Genomic DNA, 17621 nt, shown 5'->3' on the forward strand with positions numbered 1-17621 from the left:
TCCGCTCCCTTGCAGTGGGTACCTGAACATCCGCTCATGTCGGATGCGTCCGGTCCGCAACCGTAGAGGATTCTAGAGATCGCAAGTAGCGGGTCAAATTTTCTTCCAACAGGCCGCTGCCTCCCTGTAGCGGCCTGACTCCCTTGCAACACCTGCCAGGTTCAGTTGCCCTCTTCGTCCGCGGGCTCGTCGGAGGGCTGCGCGGCCCCCGGCGGGGTGGCGCCCTCGGGCTTGTTGCGGGGGATGCCGAAGCGGTCCAGCGCGTCGGCGATGCCCTGCGGCTTGTCCGCGTCCGGCAGGAAGTTCTCCGGCGGCTTGAGCTGGGGGTCCTGGCCGATTTCACTCAGCGCGGACTCGAGCACCATGCGCAGCTCGGCGGCGCCCCCGGCGTCATTGGCGGGGACGACGATGCGCCCGTCCAGGCGCGTCTTGAGGACGACGGACGTCTCCTGGTCCACCAGCACCTCGCCGCTGAGCGACTTGGGGGTGCGGTTCTCGAAGAAGGCCAGGCGGCGCTTGGTGGTGTCGTCCCGGCCGCCCTTGGGCTCGAAGAGGGCGGGCAGCACGGCCGGCGCGGTGCCGGTGTCGCCCTCGGGGCCGAGCGACACGTTGTAGCGCCAGGCCGTCCGCCCCTCGTGGGTGACGGTGCCCTGGGGCGACAGCAGCAGCCGGCCCCGGAAGAGCGTGTCCAGGTCGCGGATGGCGCCGGTGAGCTCGGCGCGGGTGCGCTCGGCCATGCCGCGGTCGCGCAGCCGCTGGCGGAAGGTGCCGTAGCGGTTGCGGGCGTACACCTGGCCCTCCACCCGCATCACCTCCAGGCCCTGGTCCCGGCTGTTCTCCAGCACACCGTGGAAATCTCCGCTCACACCACCCCGGCCGGCGCGGAAGGTGCGCGTCTCGGTGAGCTTGGTGGGCACGGTGCCCTGGGCGCCCGTCCACTCGTAGCTGACGGTGGCCTTGAAGGCGTGGGGCCCCAGACGCTCGGTCACCTCGGCGGCGTCCATGGAGAGGATGCGGCGGGCCACCCGGGGGTTGTCCGCCACGTCCTCGGGCGGAAGCTTCTCGGCGGCCGAGGCCACCACCTTGGGCGGGTCCTCGGGCGAGAAGATGCGAGCCTTGGCCGCCTTGTCGACGGGGTCCTGGCAGGCCACGGTGGCCAGGGCCAGGGTGGCGGCGAGGGCGAACTTGGGGAAACGGGTCACGACTCCTCCGGCTCCATACGGGGTTGCCCAAATTACGGGGTGGGTGATGGAGCGGCAAGGGACGGCTTGCGCGCGCCAATGTACGGGATACAACGCCATCTATGCAGAACCTGCGTGACAAGCTCTTGAAGGCTGGCCTGGTCTCCGAGGACCAGGCCAAGAAGGCGGACACCACCGCCCCGACTGCTCGCCGTCCCGCCCCGTCGCAGGAGGCCCGGCGCGAGGGCCCGCCTGCCCGTCAGGACAGGGAGCCCCGTGAACCCCGTGAGGCACGGGGGCGTGACGATCGTCCGCCCCGCCGTGATGACCGCGGCGGTGCCCGTCCTCCGCAGGGCGGTGGCCGTCCGCAGGGCGCGGGAGGCCGGCCCCAGGGTGGCCGTCCCCAGGGCCCCGGTGGAGGCCGCCCGCAGGGTGGACGTCCCCAGGGTGGCCGGCCGGGCGGTGAGCCCACGGGCGGCATCGTTCCCAAGCTGCCGCCGCTGCCCGGCTCGAAGGCCGCCCAGCGGATGGAGTCCAAGAAGCAGGTGGAGCTGGACCGCAAGCTGCGCGAGCTGGTGCTCAACGGACAGGTGCCCGTGGACGTGGGCGCCACCGTCTTCTACTTCATGACGCGCAAGGGGAAGCTGCGCCGCCTGGAGCTGACGGAGACGCAGGCCAAGCAGCTCGAGGAAGGCGCGCTGGGCGTGGTGGAGCGTCCGGAGCCGGCTCAAATCGAGCACTCGCTGGTGCCCGCCGCGGTGGCCGAGCAGATGTACGCCATCTCGAAGAAGTCCGTGCGCTTCCTCAACCGCAAGGACGCGCCCGTCGGCTTCATGAGCGACGACCAGGTGAAGGAGCAGCAGGAGGCCGAGGCCCGCGGTGACGCGCCGGTGGACGAGGGCGGCGACGAGGAAGCCGCCGAGGGCGAGGAGTCCGCTCCCGCCGAGGCCGCCGCCGAGGGCACTCCGGCCCCCGAGGGCGGCGGCACCGAGCCCACGCAGTCCTGAGCTCGCGGCCCCCCCTCCGGGTGATGACCGCCGTCACCACCTGATGACGGCGGTCACCAGGCTCCCGGGCCTCCCGGTGGAGCCCGGTGACACCCGGAGAGACGGCTCCTCGGGCCCTTCCCGAGGAATTCCGGGCAGTTGCCGGGCCCCCGAGGGGCGTGGAGGTGGCTGGCACACCTCCTGCTCTGGGGTGAGCACGCCGCCCACAAATGGGCGCCTCCCTCACCACCTCTCGGGGTCCAAGCCATGAGCATCTCCTCCATCAAGGGCAGCGCGGTCGGTTCCTTCTCCAACATCTCCCGTTCGTCGCCGGTGGGCGGAGCCCCGCAGGCGGGCGCGGCGAAGCTGGACAGCCTCGTCTCGGACATCACCCAGAAGCTGACCTCGGGTGACCTCAAGGGCGCGGTGGAGGGCATCAAGAAGCTGTGTGAGACCCTGGGCGTGGACTCCAAGAAGCTGCTCGGCGCGCTGGGCCTGGAGGGCGCCGGAGCCAAGGGCGGCGCCGAGGGTGCCAAGGGCGGTGGCGCCGAGGGTGCCGGTGGGGCCAAGGGCGGTGGCGCCGAGGGTGCCGGTGGCGCCCAGGGCGCGAGCAGCCTGCTCGAGCTGCTGAAGAAGCTGCTGCAGCAGAACCCGGAGCTGGCCAAGCAGCTCATGCAGAATCCCGAGCTGCTCCAGCAACTCGCGCAGAACCCCGAGATGCTCCAGCAGCTCGCGCAGAATCCCCAGGCGCTGCAGTCGCTGCTCTCGGGCGCCCCGCCGGAGCTCGCCGGCATCAGCCAGTTCCAGGCCGCCGCGCCCCGCGCGCCCGTGGCCCTCTCCTGAGCATGCGGCGGACACACGAAGGCCCTGGCCCCAGGAGAGGACCAGGGCCCGCGTGTGAAGCCAGTGCCTAGCGGTTGAAGTGCGAGGCGATGACGCTGGCCACGCAGCAGGTGAGCTTCTTGCCGGTGGGGATGTGGAGGAACTCGTTGGGCCCGTGCGCGTTGCTGTTGGGGCCGAGCACGCCGGTGATGAGGAACTGGGCCTCGGGGAAGCGCTTGCCGAGCATCTCCATGAACGGGATGGTGCCGCCCTCGCCCATGGCCATGAAGGGCTTGCCGAAGAAGGAGCGCGAGGCCTCGTGCGTGGCCTGCTCCAGCCACTTCTCGAGCGGCGGCGCGTCCCAGCCGGCGCTGGCCTTCTCACCCTCGAAGCTCACCTTGGCGCCGTAGGGGGGATCCGCCTCCAGCGTCTGCTTGAGGGCCTCGATGGCCGCCTTCGGGTCCAGGCGCGGAGGAATCCGCATGGACAGCTTCACCGCGGTGAAGGGGCGCAGCACGTTGCCCGCGCTGCCCAGGGTGGGCATGCCCTCCACGCCCGTGACGGAGAGCGCCGGGCGCCAGGTGCGGTTGAGGATCTGCTCGGCGCGGTCGGTCACCATCGGACGGGAGCCGGGCACCCAGGGGAACTTCGAGTACACCTCCTCGCCCAGCACCTCGGCCACGGCGGCGGCCTGCTCGCGGCGCGCCTGGGGGATGTGGACGTGGAGGCCGTCCACGCGGATGCGGCCCGTGTGCTCTTCCTCCACGCGCGAGAGGAGCTGCCGCAGGATCCGGAAGGACGAGGGCACGATGCCGCTCGCATCCCCCGAGTGCACGCCCTCGCCGAGGATGTCCACGCGCAGGTTGCCGGAGACGAGCCCGCGCAGCGAGGTGGTCATCCACAGCTGCTCGTAGTTGGCGCAGCCGGAGTCCAGGCACACCACGAGCGACGCCTTGCCGATGCGCGGCGCCAGGTGCTCGATGTACGCGGGCAGGTCATAGCTGCCGCTCTCCTCGCAGGCCTCGATGAGCACCACGCAGCGCGCGTGGGGAATCCCCTGCTCCTTGAGCAGCCGGATGGCGGCGAGCGAGCCGAAGGCCGAGTAACCGTCATCGGCGCCACCGCGGCCGTAGAGCTTGTCGCCCTCGCGCACCGGCTCCCAGGGGGAGAGGCCCGCGCGCCAGCCCGTCATCTCGGGCTGCTTGTCCAGGTGGCCGTAGAGCACCACGGTCTCATCCCCGGTGCCCGGGATGTCCATGTAGATGACGGGGGTGCGCTCCTCGCCCTTCTCGTTCTTGAGCGTCACCACCTCCACCTTCAGCCCGGGGATGTGCTTCGCCTGGGACTCGCACCAGCCGGCGATGAGCTTCACCGCCTTGTCCATGTGCCCCTTCTTCGCCCAGTCCGGCTCGAAGGCCGGGGACTTGTTGGGGATGCGGATGTACTCGTGCAGCCGGGGGAGGATCTCCTCCTCCCAGATGCGCTCGGACGAGGTGGCGGCGGTGGTGGTGTTCAGCCGGGGGCTGGTGCTCATGGACATGGCTCCGGGTCGAGACGGAAGGCTCCCCCCATCTACACCACCCCGGGCCACAATGTGCGGGCGCGGACATGACGCAAAGCGCCATCGCAGGTAGGCCGCCCGCTGCCCAACCCGGGAAAGCTTCTTCCCACCCCGGGCCACGCCCGTACCCACTTCGTCACGCCCACCCCTCCACCGGACGTACATCCCGGGGGCACACCGGGTGCACACGGCCCACGCGCGGACAACCAACCCCCGGGAGGCGGGATGAGACACAACGGGTCGTGGGGCAGACGGTGCATGGGAGGGCTCGCGGCGGTGGCACTGCTCGCCCACTGCGGTGGTGAGCAGACGGAGGAGCGGTCCACGCAGGAGGTGAGCCCCGAGTCTCCGGCGGTCCTGCGGCAGGCCGTGGCCACGACCCTGACGTTCCCGGCGAGCGCCGATGCCCGCGTGGAGCGGGACCACCCCACGCTGAACTTCGGCGGCGAGAGCAGGCTGGTGGCGGACACCTCCCCGTGGGCGGACAGCTACCTGCGCTTCCACGTGAGCGGGGTGACGGGCCCGGTGAGCCGTGCGGTGCTGCGGCTGTACGCGCTCGACGGCACCGCGGACGGGCCGCAGCTCCAGCGCGCCGGCAGCGGCTGGACGGAGGCGGGCCTCACCTGGGACAACCATCCCGGGCCCATCAGCGGCATCCTGGCGGACAAGGGGGCCATCCCCAACGGCACCTGGGTGGAGTACGACGTGTCGAGCGTCGTGCACGGCAATGGCCAGGTCGACTTCCTCCTGAGAGGCACCTCGGGCAACGGGACGGACTTCGCCTCGCGCGAGCACAGCCGGACGGACTTGCGGCCCCAGCTCGTCCTCACCGCGGAGTCCGGGCCCGGCTGCATGCCCCGGACGGAGACGACCACCCTCGACATCCAGGCGACCTACGACGGGTATGCATCCCAGAGCCAGCCCACGCGCCGCACCGGGAGCGAGCCGGTGCTGCGGGTGGACGCGGCGCCCGAGCGGCTGGAGGCCTTCCTCCAGTTCCGCTTCAGCCTTCCCGAGGAGTGGAACGTGCGCCAGGCGAAGCTGCGGCTCCACGCCACCGACTACACCCCGGACGGCCCGGTGCTCTACCGCGCCAGCGATGACTGGCCCACGCCCCCTGTCCTCGACTTCGATTGGAACACCCGGCCCACCCTCGTCGGCGGCCCGGTGGGCAACCTCGGCGTCGTCGAGGTGGGCACCTGGGCGGAGTACGACGTGTCGTCCATCGTGACGGATGACGGCATCTACAGCTTCGGCCTCCTGCCCGAGTCCACCAACGGAGTGGACTTCCATTCGGTGGACACGGACTGGACGCAGTACCCGCTGCGCCCGCACCTGCTCATCACCGTCGAGTCGGAGCCCTACTGCACCTACCGCGGGACGGGGGGCGGCCTCACCGGGTGGACGCGGCACTACGGCGGCGCGGGCCCCGAACGGCTGCACGCCCTGGCCACCGACGCACAGGGCCACTTCGTGGCGGCGGGCCTCTTCGGTGACGCGCCCTTCCCCAATGAGAAGGGCTTCGCCCTCGCGCGCTACACCGCGGACGGGACGCCCGTGTGGACCCGCCAGGTGACCACCGGCAACGCGCGGGTGCGCGCCATCACCGTGACGCCCCTGGGCAACATCCTCGTGGTGGGCAACTACGGCGGGGCGCCGGACCTCGGCACCGGCCCCCTGCCCTACGTGCCCACGAGCTTCAATCCCGCGCTCTTCATCGCGAAGTTCTCCCCCTCCGGGCAGACCGAGTGGGCCCGCGGCTTCTCCGCCACCTACGTGCGTCCGCCCGAGGGCGAGCTCGAGCACTGGGCGGTGATTCCCATGTCGGTGGCCACCGATGCCAACGGCAGCCTCATCGTCGGCGGTGGCTACCACGGCCAGATGGACCTCGGAGGCGGGCCGCTCTTCGCGGGCTCTGCCAGCGTCTACCCGGAGGATCCCTTCCCGGGCGGCTTCGTCGCGAAGTTCTCCTGGAGCGGCCAGCACCTCTGGTCCAGATCCTTCGAGGCGGGCAACTATGCGTTGCAGGGCTGGGTCCGGACCGTGGCCACCGACGCCTCGGGCAACGTCCTCGTGGGCGGCCACATGAACAACAACGCCGACCTCGGGGATGGGCAGACCGGCACGCGCGCGCCCTTCATCGCGAAGTACGACGCCTCGGGTGCCTTCGTGTGGAAGCGGCTGTTCTCCGGCGCCTACGGCGAGGTCGTCGGTATCCAACCGCTGGGCACGAGCGGCGTGGCCTTCACCGCCAACCTCGGCGACAGCTTCACCTTCGGCGGCACCTCGTACACCGGGGGCAGTCCGAGCGACCCGGGCGGCCCGGACAACGTCAGCGGCTTCACCGGCACGCTGAGCGCCTCGGGGGCGGACGGATGGATTCGTGGCATCGACGCCGTGGCCCGGGGGCTCGTCACGGACGCCAGTGGAGCGCTCACCGTCACCGGGTACGGCTACAGCTACAACGTGGGCGGTGGCCCCCTGGGCGCTCCGGCCGGCTTCGGGCTCACGCCCTTCGTGGCGCGCTACTCCGCGTCGGGCGGCGCGCACCTCTGGTCCCGCTCCTTCGACCGGGACTTCCTGGGCGGGGACTACTACCCCACCCTCCACCTGGCGCCACAGCCGGGGGGCTCGGTGCTGGTGGGTGGTGACTTCGCCTTCCCCGTCCACCTGGACGGGCGCGACTACACGCCGCGCGGCTCCAGCGACCTGCTCTACTTCCAGCTCAAGCCGTAGGCCCACGCACGGAGCGGGAGGAGGGCGCGTCATGCTCAAGGTGCTCACGCTGAACATCGCGCAGGGCGCGCCCACGCTTCCCGTCCCCCTGCCCTTCCTGCTCCCGCGCCACCGGCTGCTGGGCCACCTGGACCAGATGGCCGGGCTGCTCGCGCGGGAGAACGCGGACGTGGTGGCGCTCCAGGAGGTGGACCGGGCCGGGCTGCTCAGCGGGAAGGTGGATCCGCTGGAGCGGCTGGCGGAACGCGCGGGCTACGCGCACGTGTTTCACGGCCCCCACCTGCACCTCCGGGGCTTCTGCACCCGGGGCACCGCGCTGCTCTCCCACCGGCCGCTGGCGGAGACGGCGTCCTGGCGCTTCGAGGGCGTCCGGCCCGTGGACAAGGGCTATGTGCTGGCGGCCGTGGACCTGGGCGGCGGCCGGCTCGTGGACGTGGTGTCGGCGCACCTGGACTTCTCCTCCGAGCCCCGGCGCCAGCAGCAGGCGCTGCGCATCACCGAGGCCCTCCAGCGCCGCCCCCGCCGGCCGCGCGTGGTGATGGGAGACATGAACTCGCGCCGGGGCAACCCGGGCGTGGGCCTCGAGCGGATGATGGAGACGCTGTCGCTGCACACCCACGCGCCGGGCGGCGGCGAGCCCACCTACAAGGCCCACGCGCCCAGGCTGCGGCTGGACTGGATTCTCGCCTCCCCCGAGCTGCGCTTCACGCGCCACCACACGCTCGCCGAGCCCGTCTCCGACCACCTCGCGGTGGAGGCGGTGCTGGAGTGGACCGGCTGAACCCCCGGCACCCGCTCAGGAGTCGGCGGGCAGGGTGAAGAAGAAGGTGCTGCCCACCCCCACCTGGGTCTCCACCCAGAGGGTGCCGCCGTGCGCCTGCACGATGCTCTTGACGATGCTCAGCCCGAGCCCGGTTCCCCGCTCGTTCACCCCGGAGGCCCGCCAGAAGCGCTCGAACAGATGCGGCACGTCGTCGGGCGCGATGCCCGGCCCGTTGTCCTTCACCGAGATGCGCACCATCCCATCCACCTTCCGGGCCCGCAGGGTGACGGTGCCGCTCGAGGGGGTGAACTTGATGGCGTTGCCCACCAGGTTGGAGAGCACCTGCAGCACGCGCTCCCGGTCGGCGCGCACGCGCGGCAGTCCCGGGCATACCTCCATCACCAGATCCTGCGACTTGTTCAAGGCCAGCGGCCGGAGCACCTCCGCCGCCTCCCGGAAGAGCTCGTCCACCGCCCAGGGCTGGGGCGCCAGCGGCATGGGCATTCCCTGCATGCGCGCCCGGTCGAGGAGGCCGCCGATGAGATCTCGCATCTGCCCCGCCGCCAGCAGGATGTTCTCCAGGTGGCGGCGGCCCTGGCGCCGGCGCTCGTCCGCGGGCGGCCGCGCGGCATGCAGGAGCATCTCCGCGTTCATCCGCACCACCAGCAGCGGCGTCTTGATGTCGTGGGAGACGACGGCGAGCAGCTCCTCGCGCCAGCGCACCGCCTCCTGCGCCTGCTGGAAGAGCAGCGCGGAGTCCACCGCCGCCGCGATGCGCTGGGCCAGCGTCTCGAAGAGGGTGACGTCGGCGGGGCCATAGCGCTCCGGCCGGGCGGAGATGAGGCTCAGCGCCCCGAGCGTGCGGCCCCGCACGCGGATGAGCAGCCGCAGGTTGGAGGGAAAGCCGGTCCACTCGGCCCGCTCCACCGGGGTCTGCGCCTCCGGCAGGTTCTCGGGGCTGGCCGGGAAGGCCACCCAGGGATGGGACGAGAACACCTGGGCCACGAAGGACCCGCTGCCGAGCGGGTGGCCCGCGGGCTCCACGGCCATCATGGCGATGCGCTCGGCCCCGTTGGAACCCAGCAGATCGATGGCGCAGCAGTCCGCCCACGCGGGCACCAGCAGGCGCGCGAGGTTGGGAAGCGAGGTGCGGTAGTCCAGCGAGCCGGCCAGCATGGCGCTCGCCTCGGCCATGAAGGCCTGGCGCCGGTGGGCCTCCTCCGCCGCCTGGTGCGCCAGCCGCTCGCGCTGCAACAGGTCGCGCTGCACCCGCTCGAACAGCTCCGCGCGCTCGCGCAGGCGCACCTCGCGCCGCAACGCGTAGTGCCGGTCCAGGGCCAGCGCGAGCTGGTTGGCCACCGCGTCGAGGAAGGCGAGCCCCTCCTCGGCCAACACCCCTTCCGGCTCCACCTGGAGCGTGCCGAAGGTGAGCCCCTTGGCCACCAGCGGCAGGGTGATGAACGCCGCCTTGGCCTTCATGGGAGGCTCGGGAAGGACCCAAGAGCCCGACCCGTCCAGCTCCTCCCCCATGTCGTGCTGGGGCTCCACCGCCTCCTCTCCCACCATCCAGGCATACGTGGAGGCGGCCTGCTCGGCGGCCACGGTGAGCCGCGCGGCCGACACGCCCTCCGCGTGCCAGCCTGTCAGGACGGGACGTTCCGGCTGGGCATCACCGCCTGAATCCAACCCCATGAGCAGCAGCGCGGTGCGCAGGGGGTGTGCCTTGGAGGCGAGCGTCATCACCTCCGGAAAGGTGCGCTCCACCCCCTCGAAAGCCGCGAGCCGCTTGCTGATCTCATACAGGTGGTCGAGGTGACGCCAGGCAGGCTCGCGTCCCTGGAAGGAAGGGGACGGGACTGCCTCGACATTCGCTGGGCTGCCTTCCTCCACGGCACGACCTCCTGACGGTAGCCCGCTCGCCCCCCTGCCCTACTTCCGGCGCCCCTTCTTGGGGCCGGGCCCCCGCTTGGGGCTGGGGGTGCGCTTCTTCTTCGTCGCGTCCTTGGAAGATGGGGGCGCGGCCTCGGGCACGCCACCCAGCCGCATGCCCCCCTCGCCGATGCGGATGCGATGGCTCGCCCGGTCGTGGGCGCTGCCGCGCGTCTTCACCACGGTCAGCATCGGGACGAGCCCCTCCGCCTCCTGGACGTAGCGGAACATGAGGATGTTGTCCGCCAGCGGAGACAACCCGCGCTCGCTGACGATGTCGGACATGAAGAGCGAGCGCGCCTCCAGCGTGAAGAAGCTCGTCACCCCCAGGGTGCGCAGGCGGATGACCAGGCCGTAAAGCAGCAGCCGCAGCTCCTCGGACACCAGGCCCAGCACCTCGATGTCGCTGGCGCTATCCAGCACCACCCGGGTGGGCTCGAGGCGGGAGATGTTGTCCTCCACCACGCTGAGGAAGCGCGCCGCGTGCAGGTGCTCGCGGGGCAGGAAGAGGACCTCCACCTTTCCGGAATCGAGCGCCTCGCGCAACGGCAGCCCCAGCGACTCGGCCTCATGCAGCAGTTGGCTGGGGCCTTCCTCCAGGCTGATGTAGAGCGCACGCCCCCCGGTGCGCCCCGCCTCCAGCGCGAACTGCAGGCCGAGGGTGCTCTTGCCCGTCCCGGGGCTTCCCGACACCAGCGTCACGCTGCCATCGAACAGCCCGCCACCCACCAGCGCATCCAACTGGGGCACGCCGGAGGAGATACGCCGCCGGCCAGGCGCGAGCGGAACGGTCTCCACCTCGGGCAGCGCCTCGTCCACGCGCGGGAAGATGCAGATGCCCCCGGGGCGAATGGCCATCGAGTGCTTGCCCCGGGCATGCCCGGTGTTGCGCAGCTTGTTGACCTCGATATAGCGATGGCGCTCGAGCCCCTCCTGCTCCATGGAGAGCAGGATGAGCCCGTCCATCACCGTCTCCTCCACGCCGAAGCGGGTGTGCTGCGACGAGCCGGCGGGGACGTCGTTGGCGAAGAAGCCCACCGCCTCCTGGTTCTGCACGATGTTGGCCAGCCAGAACACCTTGTCGCGCACGATGCGCTTGTCGTCGATCTTGTGGAGGAAGACCGACATCGAGTCGACCACGATGCGCCGGGCCCCGAAGTCCTCGACGTGCCGCTGCATCTCCAGCAGGTGCCGGTCCACCAGGATGTCCGGCTGGGGGATGAAGACGATCCGCACCATCCCCCGGTCGATCTCCCGGTCCAGCTCCCAGCCCATCCCCCGGGCGGTGGAGCGCAGGCGCTCGTCGGTCTCCTCGAAGGAGAAGTAGATGCCCTTCTCGCCGAAGTCCCGGGCGCCCCGGTAGAGGAACTCCAGCCCCGAGACCGTCTTGCCGGTGCCCGCCACGCCCGAGACGATGATGCTCGAACCGAGGGGAATGCCCTCGCCCAGGAGTTCATCGAGCTTGGAGACCCCCGTCTTCATGCGGCGCACCTCCGCCGGGCGCTGCCCGGTGACGCGGTTGCGCCGCAGGGTGACGCTCGGCGCGTAGACGTCGACTCCGTCGGAGGTGACGATGAAGGGGTGCTCGTCGCGGCTGTGCGAGGTGCCGCGCATCTTGATGACCTGCAAGAGCCGCTGCTGCTCCCCGGACAGCACGCTCTGCTTGAGGGTGATGATGCCGTCGATGGCGGAGTAGGCCGGGTGCTCGAACTGAGCCGGGTTGTACTCCCCGAGCAGGAAGGTGGTGCACTCCCAGGCCATCAGCCGGACGGTGAGTTCGTAGGTGAACTTGCGCAGCTCCTCGGCCGACTTGGCCAGATCGTCGAAGACCTTGTAGCTGTCGATGACCAGCATCGAGGGCTTGAACTGCTTGAGATGCTCCATCACCAGGTTGGCCGTCAGCTCCAGGCCCTTGTTCCGGAGAATCACGCCGAGGTCGATGAAGCGGATGTGCTCCTCGATCAGCTTCGGGTCGAAGAAGGCGAAAGGCCGCAGGTAGAGCAGCGTCTTCGCGGTCGGCTCGGAGAGGGTGTTGAAGTAGAGGACCCGGCCGCCCTTGGCCGCGTGGTGGAAGCACATCTGCTGGGTGAGGGTCGTCTTTCCCGAGCCCGGAGGACCGGCGATGACCGACACACTCCCCTTGGGCAGTCCGCCGTGGAAGATGGCATCCAGATTGGAGATGCCCGTCTCCAGCCGGGGGAGGATCGGATGGTCAGCTGGGCCGCTCATACCTTGCCCCCCTCGTCATCCATGGGATGGACACGCACCTTGCTCAACTCCGCATGGAGGCCCGGCGTGAGGATCTCTCCGGTGAGAGTCCCGAACACCCGCAGCAGTTCGACGACCAGAAACGCGAGCGACTCATCCAGGAGCGCCGGGTCGACTCCCTGCGCGGCCACGCGCAGCGCTCCGAATTGCACCCCGCTCGTCTCGACCTTGAGCGCCGCGAGGTGGGGGAACTTCCCGGTTCCATCGTGGAGCACCCGGTCCACGATGGCCATCAGGGTGATCTCCCCCAGGCTCAGGTGGGCGCGGCGCCAGAGCGCATCCAGCGCACGCTCGTAGACATTGACCAGCGCTTCAGGCGACATGGTCCCCCCCCAGCCGTCGCGCCAGGCCTTCACGGTCTTTTTATGGATGTTCCGCTCGGGCATCTGGGGTCACGGGCCTGATGGAGGAAGCGGGCCCCCCCCGGCACACATTTAGTCACTGTGACTTCATAAGTCCACGATGCAGGAGGGCGGCCTGTCGGGTGCCCACCAGGACGGCGCTTCACGGAAACCTCACTCCGTCGAAGAACTCGCCCCCGCTGCCTGCCTCCTGGCCCCACCACTTAGAGGGGCACCGTCAGTGCATCCGAGGATGCGCAACGGTCGACCTCCCGATGACGACCGTGGGCCCTGTCCGTTGCTAATGCCGCCCCAACTCCCTGTCCCATGCGTACAACTGCCCGTTCACCGCGTATTTGCTAGCGCTGGAGAAATCCTCGAACCTCTCCGGGGGAAGCGCGGAGAGGCGCTCGCGCAGGAAGTCCGGGTCGCTGAGCACCTCGCGGTGTTTGAGATCGGTGTTCGCCTCCACCACGAGAGGCATCACCCGGAGCACGGCCTCCAGGCAGTCCTCTCGGGTCGCGCGAGCCATGCGCTCCACCGTCAGGGCCAGGTGCTCGCGGACCGAGGCAGGGCCTCCGGGACACCAGGCTTCCAGGGTGTTGCGGTACATATCGTCCAGGAGCTCTTCCAGCGTGTACTTCTTCCCGAACCAGAACGCGTAGCGAGGGACCTGGAGCACCTCCCAGAAGCGGAGCACCGAGGCGAGCCGGTTCGCCATGCGCTCCGCGCTCCGCGGAGGGGGTGGGGATACGGCATGGTAGAGAGCGCCCCACGGGGTGCTCAGGCAGAAGGACTCGAAGGCGTCTCTCATGCGCAGGGAGTCCTCCTCCGGGACGCCTTCATCCAGGTCCATGAAGACATCGCCGAACATGTGCACCCACCAGCGAGTGCGGCCCAAGTCGAATTCACCCCCCGAGCGCATCACCAGTACCTCCTCGTGCGGCACCTGGCGCATCTGCCGGGGCTGGGGAAAGGCACCGGTCTTGCGGTATTCCCGGGCCCACCAGCGTCCCTCGGCTCTCGCCTTGCGGCGGATGGCGGCGGTGGTGCCGTAGAGCCACGCTGGGAACTCGAGCACCGGCGATTGTTCCGGGGTCATGGCTTTTCGCCCTACCACAGCGGTCAGATGCTCCTCAAGCGCCAGGCACTTCGCGCGCTCCGAGGGCGGCGGACTCCTCCCTCCCGCTCAGCGGCAGTCCACAGGCAGGTAGACCTGACCCTGGAAGCCCTTGGGGCGTTCACTCCCTTCATAGGCAGCCCGGATCGCCTGCTCGGCCAACTCACCGCGCTGCTCTATTTCTTCCCAGGGCAACTCCTCTTCCTTCTGGGCCGCCCGCTCCTTCCAGGAAGCACCGGGTTTCTTACGCCGGGAAGCTCCAGCGGTACAGCGTCACTCCGGGCTCGGGCGTGCGCCAGGACAACTGCCAGAGTGCTCCCCCGTTCTCGAATTCGAGGAAGAGCGACCCCTCGAAGCCGGTGCCTCCCGCCAGCTTCTTGTCAGGCTCGACAGCCTTGTTCAGAGCCGCCAGGTAGCGCCCCGCCTCGGCTCTCCCTTTCTCGCGTGACTCCTCATTGTCCGGCTTGATCTCGAACAGCACGAGGGCGTCGGTATCGGTGATGTCCGGGCGCAAGCGCCTCACGAACTCTGGAAGACGCTTGGGATTCCCCAACTTCCCCTCCCCCACGATTCTGTAGAGGCTGATGGTGTTGAGGAAGACGGCGTTCGTGGGGTGCTGCAAAGTGTACTCCAGGCCAATGACCTCATGTGCGGCCTTGCCAAGGAAAGCGCCCCAGGGCTCCTTGGAGTCCAGCTGACGGCCAGGGAGCTTGGCGGAGGGCGGCTGCGCCTGGGCACCGAGGGCCGCCACGAGCACCAGGAGAAAACCCGCCAACTCCCAGGTGCGCCTCGTCCTGGTTCCACTGTTCTTCATGTCCGACATGCTCTTGCCCGGTGCGGTTGGGGATGGAAAGCGGCATCGTTTGGCCGAGAGCGAGTATAGGGGGGCAGAGCCGACGCCCGAGGAGCGGGCGGCGTTCTGGGCCATCTTCCATGCGGAACCCGGGACCATCGAGGTACTCGGGGGACGAGGTCGTGGACTCGTGGATGAAGCTGGCGGGCTCGGGCCAACTACCTGCGGACCATGTCGTCTTCCTGCCCAACGACATCATCTGAGCGCTGGCTACGGGAACGTCACTCCGTCGAAGAAATCGCCCCCGCTGCCTGCCTCCTGGCCCCACCACTTCAGGGTGAAGGTGCCGCGCGCCTCCTCCTCCGTCACCTCCACCTCCATCATGACGGGGTGCTCCTTGCCCGGGGCAATCGCCTCCAGCGGCCACACACCGAGGGCCTTCCACTCCTCACCCCTGGGCCCCCGCAGCACCGCCCCCGCGGGGGTCCAAGGCGTGCTCCCGAGGTTTTTCAACAACTGCTCCACGGCCAGCCGCACCACCTCGCGCCCGCCCTCCGTAGGCGTGGTGTCCGAGCGGTAGCTGAGGGCCTTCATACTGGCGAGCGTGTTGCCCGGACGCGAGGTGACGCCCGGGGTGATGTCCTTGCTGGGGATACCGTCCTCCCCCAACAACCCCTGGGCACGCAGGCCGAGCAGTCCCCGCTGCCCGCCGCACTGAGCCTCCAGGCGGGCCTTGTCCGCCCTGCACGCCTGTGCGTCCGCCCGCGCCTGCCGCTCTCCCTCCCGGTAGGAGTCGAGCGAGCGCGGCCGGCGTGTCACCCGCACCAGTCCCGCCGCCTCGGAGGGGTGCACCACCAGGGTGAAGGTGACGCCCGCCGGCTCCGTGCCCTCCTGGAAGGAGAAGGTCAGACGCACGCGCTCGCCCTTCTCCAGGGCCTGGGTGGGGACGAGGGCGAGCCCCGTGTCGTCCCGCGTCACCAGGAAACGCTCCCGCCCGGGCAGCTCCACGTGCGCCAGCTTCGCGTCGAAGAAGAAGTGGGTGGGCTTCCCCGGGTGGATGCACACCGCGAGCGCCTCGCCGGGCGTGTCCGCCGTCAGCGCCAGGTGGTGCGTCCCCGCCTCACAGGCAAGAGGCGCGGAGGGCACGGGGGCTTCCACGGGAGCGGTGAGCAGCACGAGCCGCAACAGGGCAGCGGAGGACAGCACGGGCATGGGGCGGGCACCTCACGTGGACAGAACCGGAGGGGTGGGGCTCTACCACACCTCCTGCCCGGTCGTGTCCGTCCCGCCCGCGGGACGCCCCTACCGGAAGCGGTCCACCACCCGCAGCTCCACGACAGCGTTCACCATCATCTTCCCCGGCGCGCTGCCGGGCAGCAGCTCCACGCCGACGTTGCCCCTCGTATCCAGCAACTCCAGGCACACCGGGTACGTCACTCCGAGGGGCGTGCGCGCCTCGGTGAAGCGGCCGTACACCCGCCCCTCGTGGACGTAGAGCCTCCCGGAAATCCAGGTCCAGTCTGGCAGCGCGACCTTGTCGCCCCGGCCCCGCACATCCCGATTTGCCTCCCAGTCGCCCGGTATGAAGAGGGGCGTGTCCGCGTCCACGCGCACGGGCTTCTTGTTCATGATGTTGGGCTCGGCCCACGCCATGCTTTTGCGCTCCCCGAGGCGCAGGCCGAGCATGTCCGTCATGGTCTCCACGGCCCCGGCGGGACATGCCTGGGGAGGCGGGGCGGGGCGCTCGGGGGGCACCTGCTGCGGGGCGCTCATGCACGCCTGGAGGGCGGCGCCGGTGAGGCCCAGACACGCGGCGCGCACGGCGGCCTTCCGGCGCGTGGGGACGGCTTCGGGCTGGGGGCCAGACGTCTGCGGCTGCTGCTTCACGGGGGCACTGTCCTTTCGGGGCGCCTCGGGGCGAGGCGCGGCCACGGCCCGCACAGGTTCCGGCGCGCCCCTTCCTGTCGCCACTTCCTGGCCAGGAGTGAGCCACCAGGCCGCCAGTGCCACGGCCAACCCCACGCCCACCGCTGCCAGCACCCGGGCCTTGTGGAACCACGGCTTCACGGCGGGCCGCCGCTCCGGGAGCAGCGGCACCGACCAGGACGCGTCCGCTCCGGCCTTCAGCGCCTCCAGCGCCCCATACAGCGCCACGGCGTCCGGGTAGCGCGCCTCGGGCGTCTTGGCCAGCAGCCGCAGGCACACCGCCTCCACCGCCAGGGGCACGCGCGGGTTGACGAGGTGCGGCGGCAGCGGCGCCCGGTGCAGCACCGCGTCCACGTCCTCGCCCCCGTGCTCGGCGGGCCGGAAGGGGAAGCGGCCCGTCAGCAGCCGGTAGAAGACGACGCCCAGCGCGTACAGGTCGTCCCCCACTCCGGCCCGGTAGTGCGCGCCCGGCTCGCCCGCGTGCGCACGGCCATAGGCCCACGCCTCGGGGGCGCGGTAGGGCAGCGTGCCGGGGGGAAACATGCCTTTCGTCAGCGTGGGGTAGGCCGGGTGGTAGCCCACCCCGAAGTCCACCAGCACCGCCTGCCCGGTGCGCTCGCGCACCAGGATGTTGGCTTCCTTCACATCCCGGTGGAGGACGCCGGCCTCGTGCGACACCGCCAGGGCGCGCGCCACCTCCAGCACCCGCTCCACCACCTCGCCCAGGGTGCGCCCCGGCGCCCACTCGTCCAGCGTGGGGCCGTCAATCAGCTCCAGCTTCAGCCACACGAAGCGCGGGTTGTCCGGAGGCCACTGCCCCGCGCCGAGCTGGCGCACGAGGTTGGGGTGGCGCAGGCGCGTGCCCAGGGACATCTCCCGCCAGGCGCGCGCGGCGCGCTCGGGGCCCTGGTCCAGCGGCAGCAGCTTGAGGGCGGACAGGTGGCCCTCGGGGCCGCGCACCCGGTACACGGTGGCGAAGCCGCCGCTGCCCAGCACCCCCTCCACCACGTCCCCGCCAATCCGGGTGCCGACAGGCAGCGGGGACTCGTCGGGCGGATGCAGGGCGCCCTCGCCGTGAAGGGGGACGGGGTGCTCGGGCCTGGGGGACTGCGTCTGTGTGGACACGCGGGCCTACCTCGGAGGACCTCAACGTAGCAGGTCGCGCGTGCCGGCAGTCTGGCAAACCCTCTCAGCC

The 17621-nt window shown here is 70.5% G+C and carries 14 protein-coding genes; 5 read left to right on the top strand and 9 right to left on the bottom strand.

Annotated elements, in window-relative coordinates:
• Nucleotides 1-161 precede the first annotated feature (161 nt).
• Nucleotides 162-1202 (bottom strand): hypothetical protein, encoded by a 1041-nt coding sequence (locus ACN28I_RS19190; RefSeq protein WP_420943426.1) that lies wholly within the window; start codon nt 1200-1202, stop codon nt 162-164.
• A 101-nt stretch (nt 1203-1303) separates the two neighbouring features.
• Here ACN28I_RS19190 and ACN28I_RS19195 point away from each other — a divergent pair, with 101 nt between their 5' ends.
• Nucleotides 1304-2188, top strand: a complete 885-nt coding sequence (locus tag ACN28I_RS19195; protein ID WP_420943427.1) for a DUF2058 family protein — start codon at nt 1304-1306, stop codon at nt 2186-2188.
• 246 nt (nt 2189-2434) lie between these two features.
• Entirely contained in the window at nt 2435-3010 is a 576-nt protein-coding gene (locus ACN28I_RS19200) for a hypothetical protein (RefSeq protein WP_420943428.1), read from the top strand.
• A gap of 67 nt (nt 3011-3077) precedes the next feature.
• Here ACN28I_RS19200 and ACN28I_RS19205 read toward each other — a convergent pair whose 3' ends face one another.
• Nucleotides 3078-4523 (bottom strand): M20 family metallopeptidase, encoded by a 1446-nt coding sequence (locus tag ACN28I_RS19205; RefSeq protein WP_420943429.1) that lies wholly within the window; start codon nt 4521-4523, stop codon nt 3078-3080.
• 252 nt (nt 4524-4775) lie between these two features.
• On the opposite strand from ACN28I_RS19205, the gene ACN28I_RS19210 reads away from it, so the two are divergent.
• Together ACN28I_RS19210 and ACN28I_RS19215 are read left to right on the top strand one after the other, a co-directional pair.
• A complete protein-coding gene (locus tag ACN28I_RS19210; RefSeq protein ID WP_420943430.1) occupies nt 4776-7286 on the top strand; it encodes a DUF7594 domain-containing protein in 2511 nt (836 codons plus the stop codon).
• A 31-nt stretch (nt 7287-7317) separates the two neighbouring features.
• Entirely contained in the window at nt 7318-8067 is a 750-nt protein-coding gene (locus ACN28I_RS19215; protein WP_420943431.1) for an endonuclease/exonuclease/phosphatase family protein, read from the top strand.
• Between the two features lie 15 nt (nt 8068-8082).
• Here the strand turns inward: ACN28I_RS19215 and ACN28I_RS19220 are convergent, their stop codons facing one another.
• The 5 genes from ACN28I_RS19220 to ACN28I_RS19240 form a co-directional block, all read right to left on the bottom strand.
• The gene (locus ACN28I_RS19220) at nt 8083-9939 is read right to left on the bottom strand and encodes a GAF domain-containing sensor histidine kinase (RefSeq protein ID WP_420943432.1); all 1857 of its coding nucleotides are present in this window, start codon (nt 9937-9939) and stop codon (nt 8083-8085) included.
• Nucleotides 9940-9978: 39 nt separating this feature from the next.
• Nucleotides 9979-12207 carry an ATPase domain-containing protein gene (locus ACN28I_RS19225; protein WP_420943433.1) on the bottom strand — a complete coding sequence of 743 codons (2229 nt, stop codon included), beginning with the start codon at nt 12205-12207 and terminating at the stop codon, nt 9979-9981.
• On the bottom strand, nt 12204-12569 hold the full coding sequence (locus ACN28I_RS19230) for a hypothetical protein (protein WP_420943434.1): 366 nt from the start codon (nt 12567-12569) through the stop codon (nt 12204-12206). Before ACN28I_RS19230 ends, ACN28I_RS19225 begins: the two co-directional genes overlap by 4 nt.
• A gap of 319 nt (nt 12570-12888) precedes the next feature.
• Nucleotides 12889-13689: a hypothetical protein gene (locus ACN28I_RS19235; RefSeq protein ID WP_420943435.1), complete on the bottom strand. Its 801-nt coding sequence runs from the start codon at nt 13687-13689 to the stop codon at nt 12889-12891.
• A 262-nt stretch (nt 13690-13951) separates the two neighbouring features.
• Nucleotides 13952-14521 carry a hypothetical protein gene (locus tag ACN28I_RS19240; protein ID WP_420943436.1) on the bottom strand — a complete coding sequence of 190 codons (570 nt, stop codon included), beginning with the start codon at nt 14519-14521 and terminating at the stop codon, nt 13952-13954.
• Between the two features lie 119 nt (nt 14522-14640).
• Between ACN28I_RS19240 and ACN28I_RS19245 the strand changes: the two genes are divergently transcribed.
• Nucleotides 14641-14763, top strand: a complete 123-nt coding sequence (locus ACN28I_RS19245; protein WP_420943437.1) for a hypothetical protein — start codon at nt 14641-14643, stop codon at nt 14761-14763.
• 7 nt (nt 14764-14770) lie between these two features.
• Here ACN28I_RS19245 and ACN28I_RS19250 read toward each other — a convergent pair whose 3' ends face one another.
• Together ACN28I_RS19250 and ACN28I_RS19255 are read right to left on the bottom strand one after the other, a co-directional pair.
• Complete coding sequence (locus tag ACN28I_RS19250; RefSeq protein WP_420943438.1) at nt 14771-15712, bottom strand: DUF2381 family protein; 942 nt, start codon at nt 15710-15712, stop codon at nt 14771-14773.
• Nucleotides 15713-15802: 90 nt separating this feature from the next.
• A complete protein-coding gene (locus ACN28I_RS19255) occupies nt 15803-17551 on the bottom strand; it encodes a serine/threonine protein kinase (RefSeq protein ID WP_420943439.1) in 1749 nt (582 codons plus the stop codon).
• Nucleotides 17552-17621: the final 70 nt, after the last annotated feature.

It is taken from the genome of Archangium gephyra (genome assembly GCF_049060025.1).
Lineage (GTDB): Bacteria > Myxococcota > Myxococcia > Myxococcales > Myxococcaceae > Archangium > Archangium gephyra_A.

Bases quoted from the DNA above. Each gene is read 5' to 3' on its own strand.
- ACN28I_RS19195 (WP_420943427.1), top strand. From the start codon at position 1,304: ATGCAGAACCTGCGTGACAAGCTCTTGAAGGCTGGCCTGGTCTCCGAG.
- ACN28I_RS19200 (WP_420943428.1), top strand. From the start codon at position 2,435: ATGAGCATCTCCTCCATCAAGGGCAGCGCGGTCGGTTCCTTCTCCAAC.
- ACN28I_RS19205 (WP_420943429.1), bottom strand. From the start codon at position 4,523: ATGAGCACCAGCCCCCGGCTGAACACCACCACCGCCGCCACCTCGTCC.
- ACN28I_RS19210 (WP_420943430.1), top strand. From the start codon at position 4,776: ATGAGACACAACGGGTCGTGGGGCAGACGGTGCATGGGAGGGCTCGCG.
- ACN28I_RS19215 (WP_420943431.1), top strand. From the start codon at position 7,318: ATGCTCAAGGTGCTCACGCTGAACATCGCGCAGGGCGCGCCCACGCTT.
- ACN28I_RS19225 (WP_420943433.1), bottom strand. From the start codon at position 12,207: ATGAGCGGCCCAGCTGACCATCCGATCCTCCCCCGGCTGGAGACGGGC.
- ACN28I_RS19230 (WP_420943434.1), bottom strand. From the start codon at position 12,569: ATGTCGCCTGAAGCGCTGGTCAATGTCTACGAGCGTGCGCTGGATGCG.
- ACN28I_RS19235 (WP_420943435.1), bottom strand. From the start codon at position 13,689: ATGACCCCGGAACAATCGCCGGTGCTCGAGTTCCCAGCGTGGCTCTAC.
- ACN28I_RS19240 (WP_420943436.1), bottom strand. From the start codon at position 14,521: ATGAAGAACAGTGGAACCAGGACGAGGCGCACCTGGGAGTTGGCGGGT.
- ACN28I_RS19245 (WP_420943437.1), top strand. From the start codon at position 14,641: ATGCGGAACCCGGGACCATCGAGGTACTCGGGGGACGAGGTCGTGGAC.
- ACN28I_RS19250 (WP_420943438.1), bottom strand. From the start codon at position 15,712: ATGCCCGTGCTGTCCTCCGCTGCCCTGTTGCGGCTCGTGCTGCTCACC.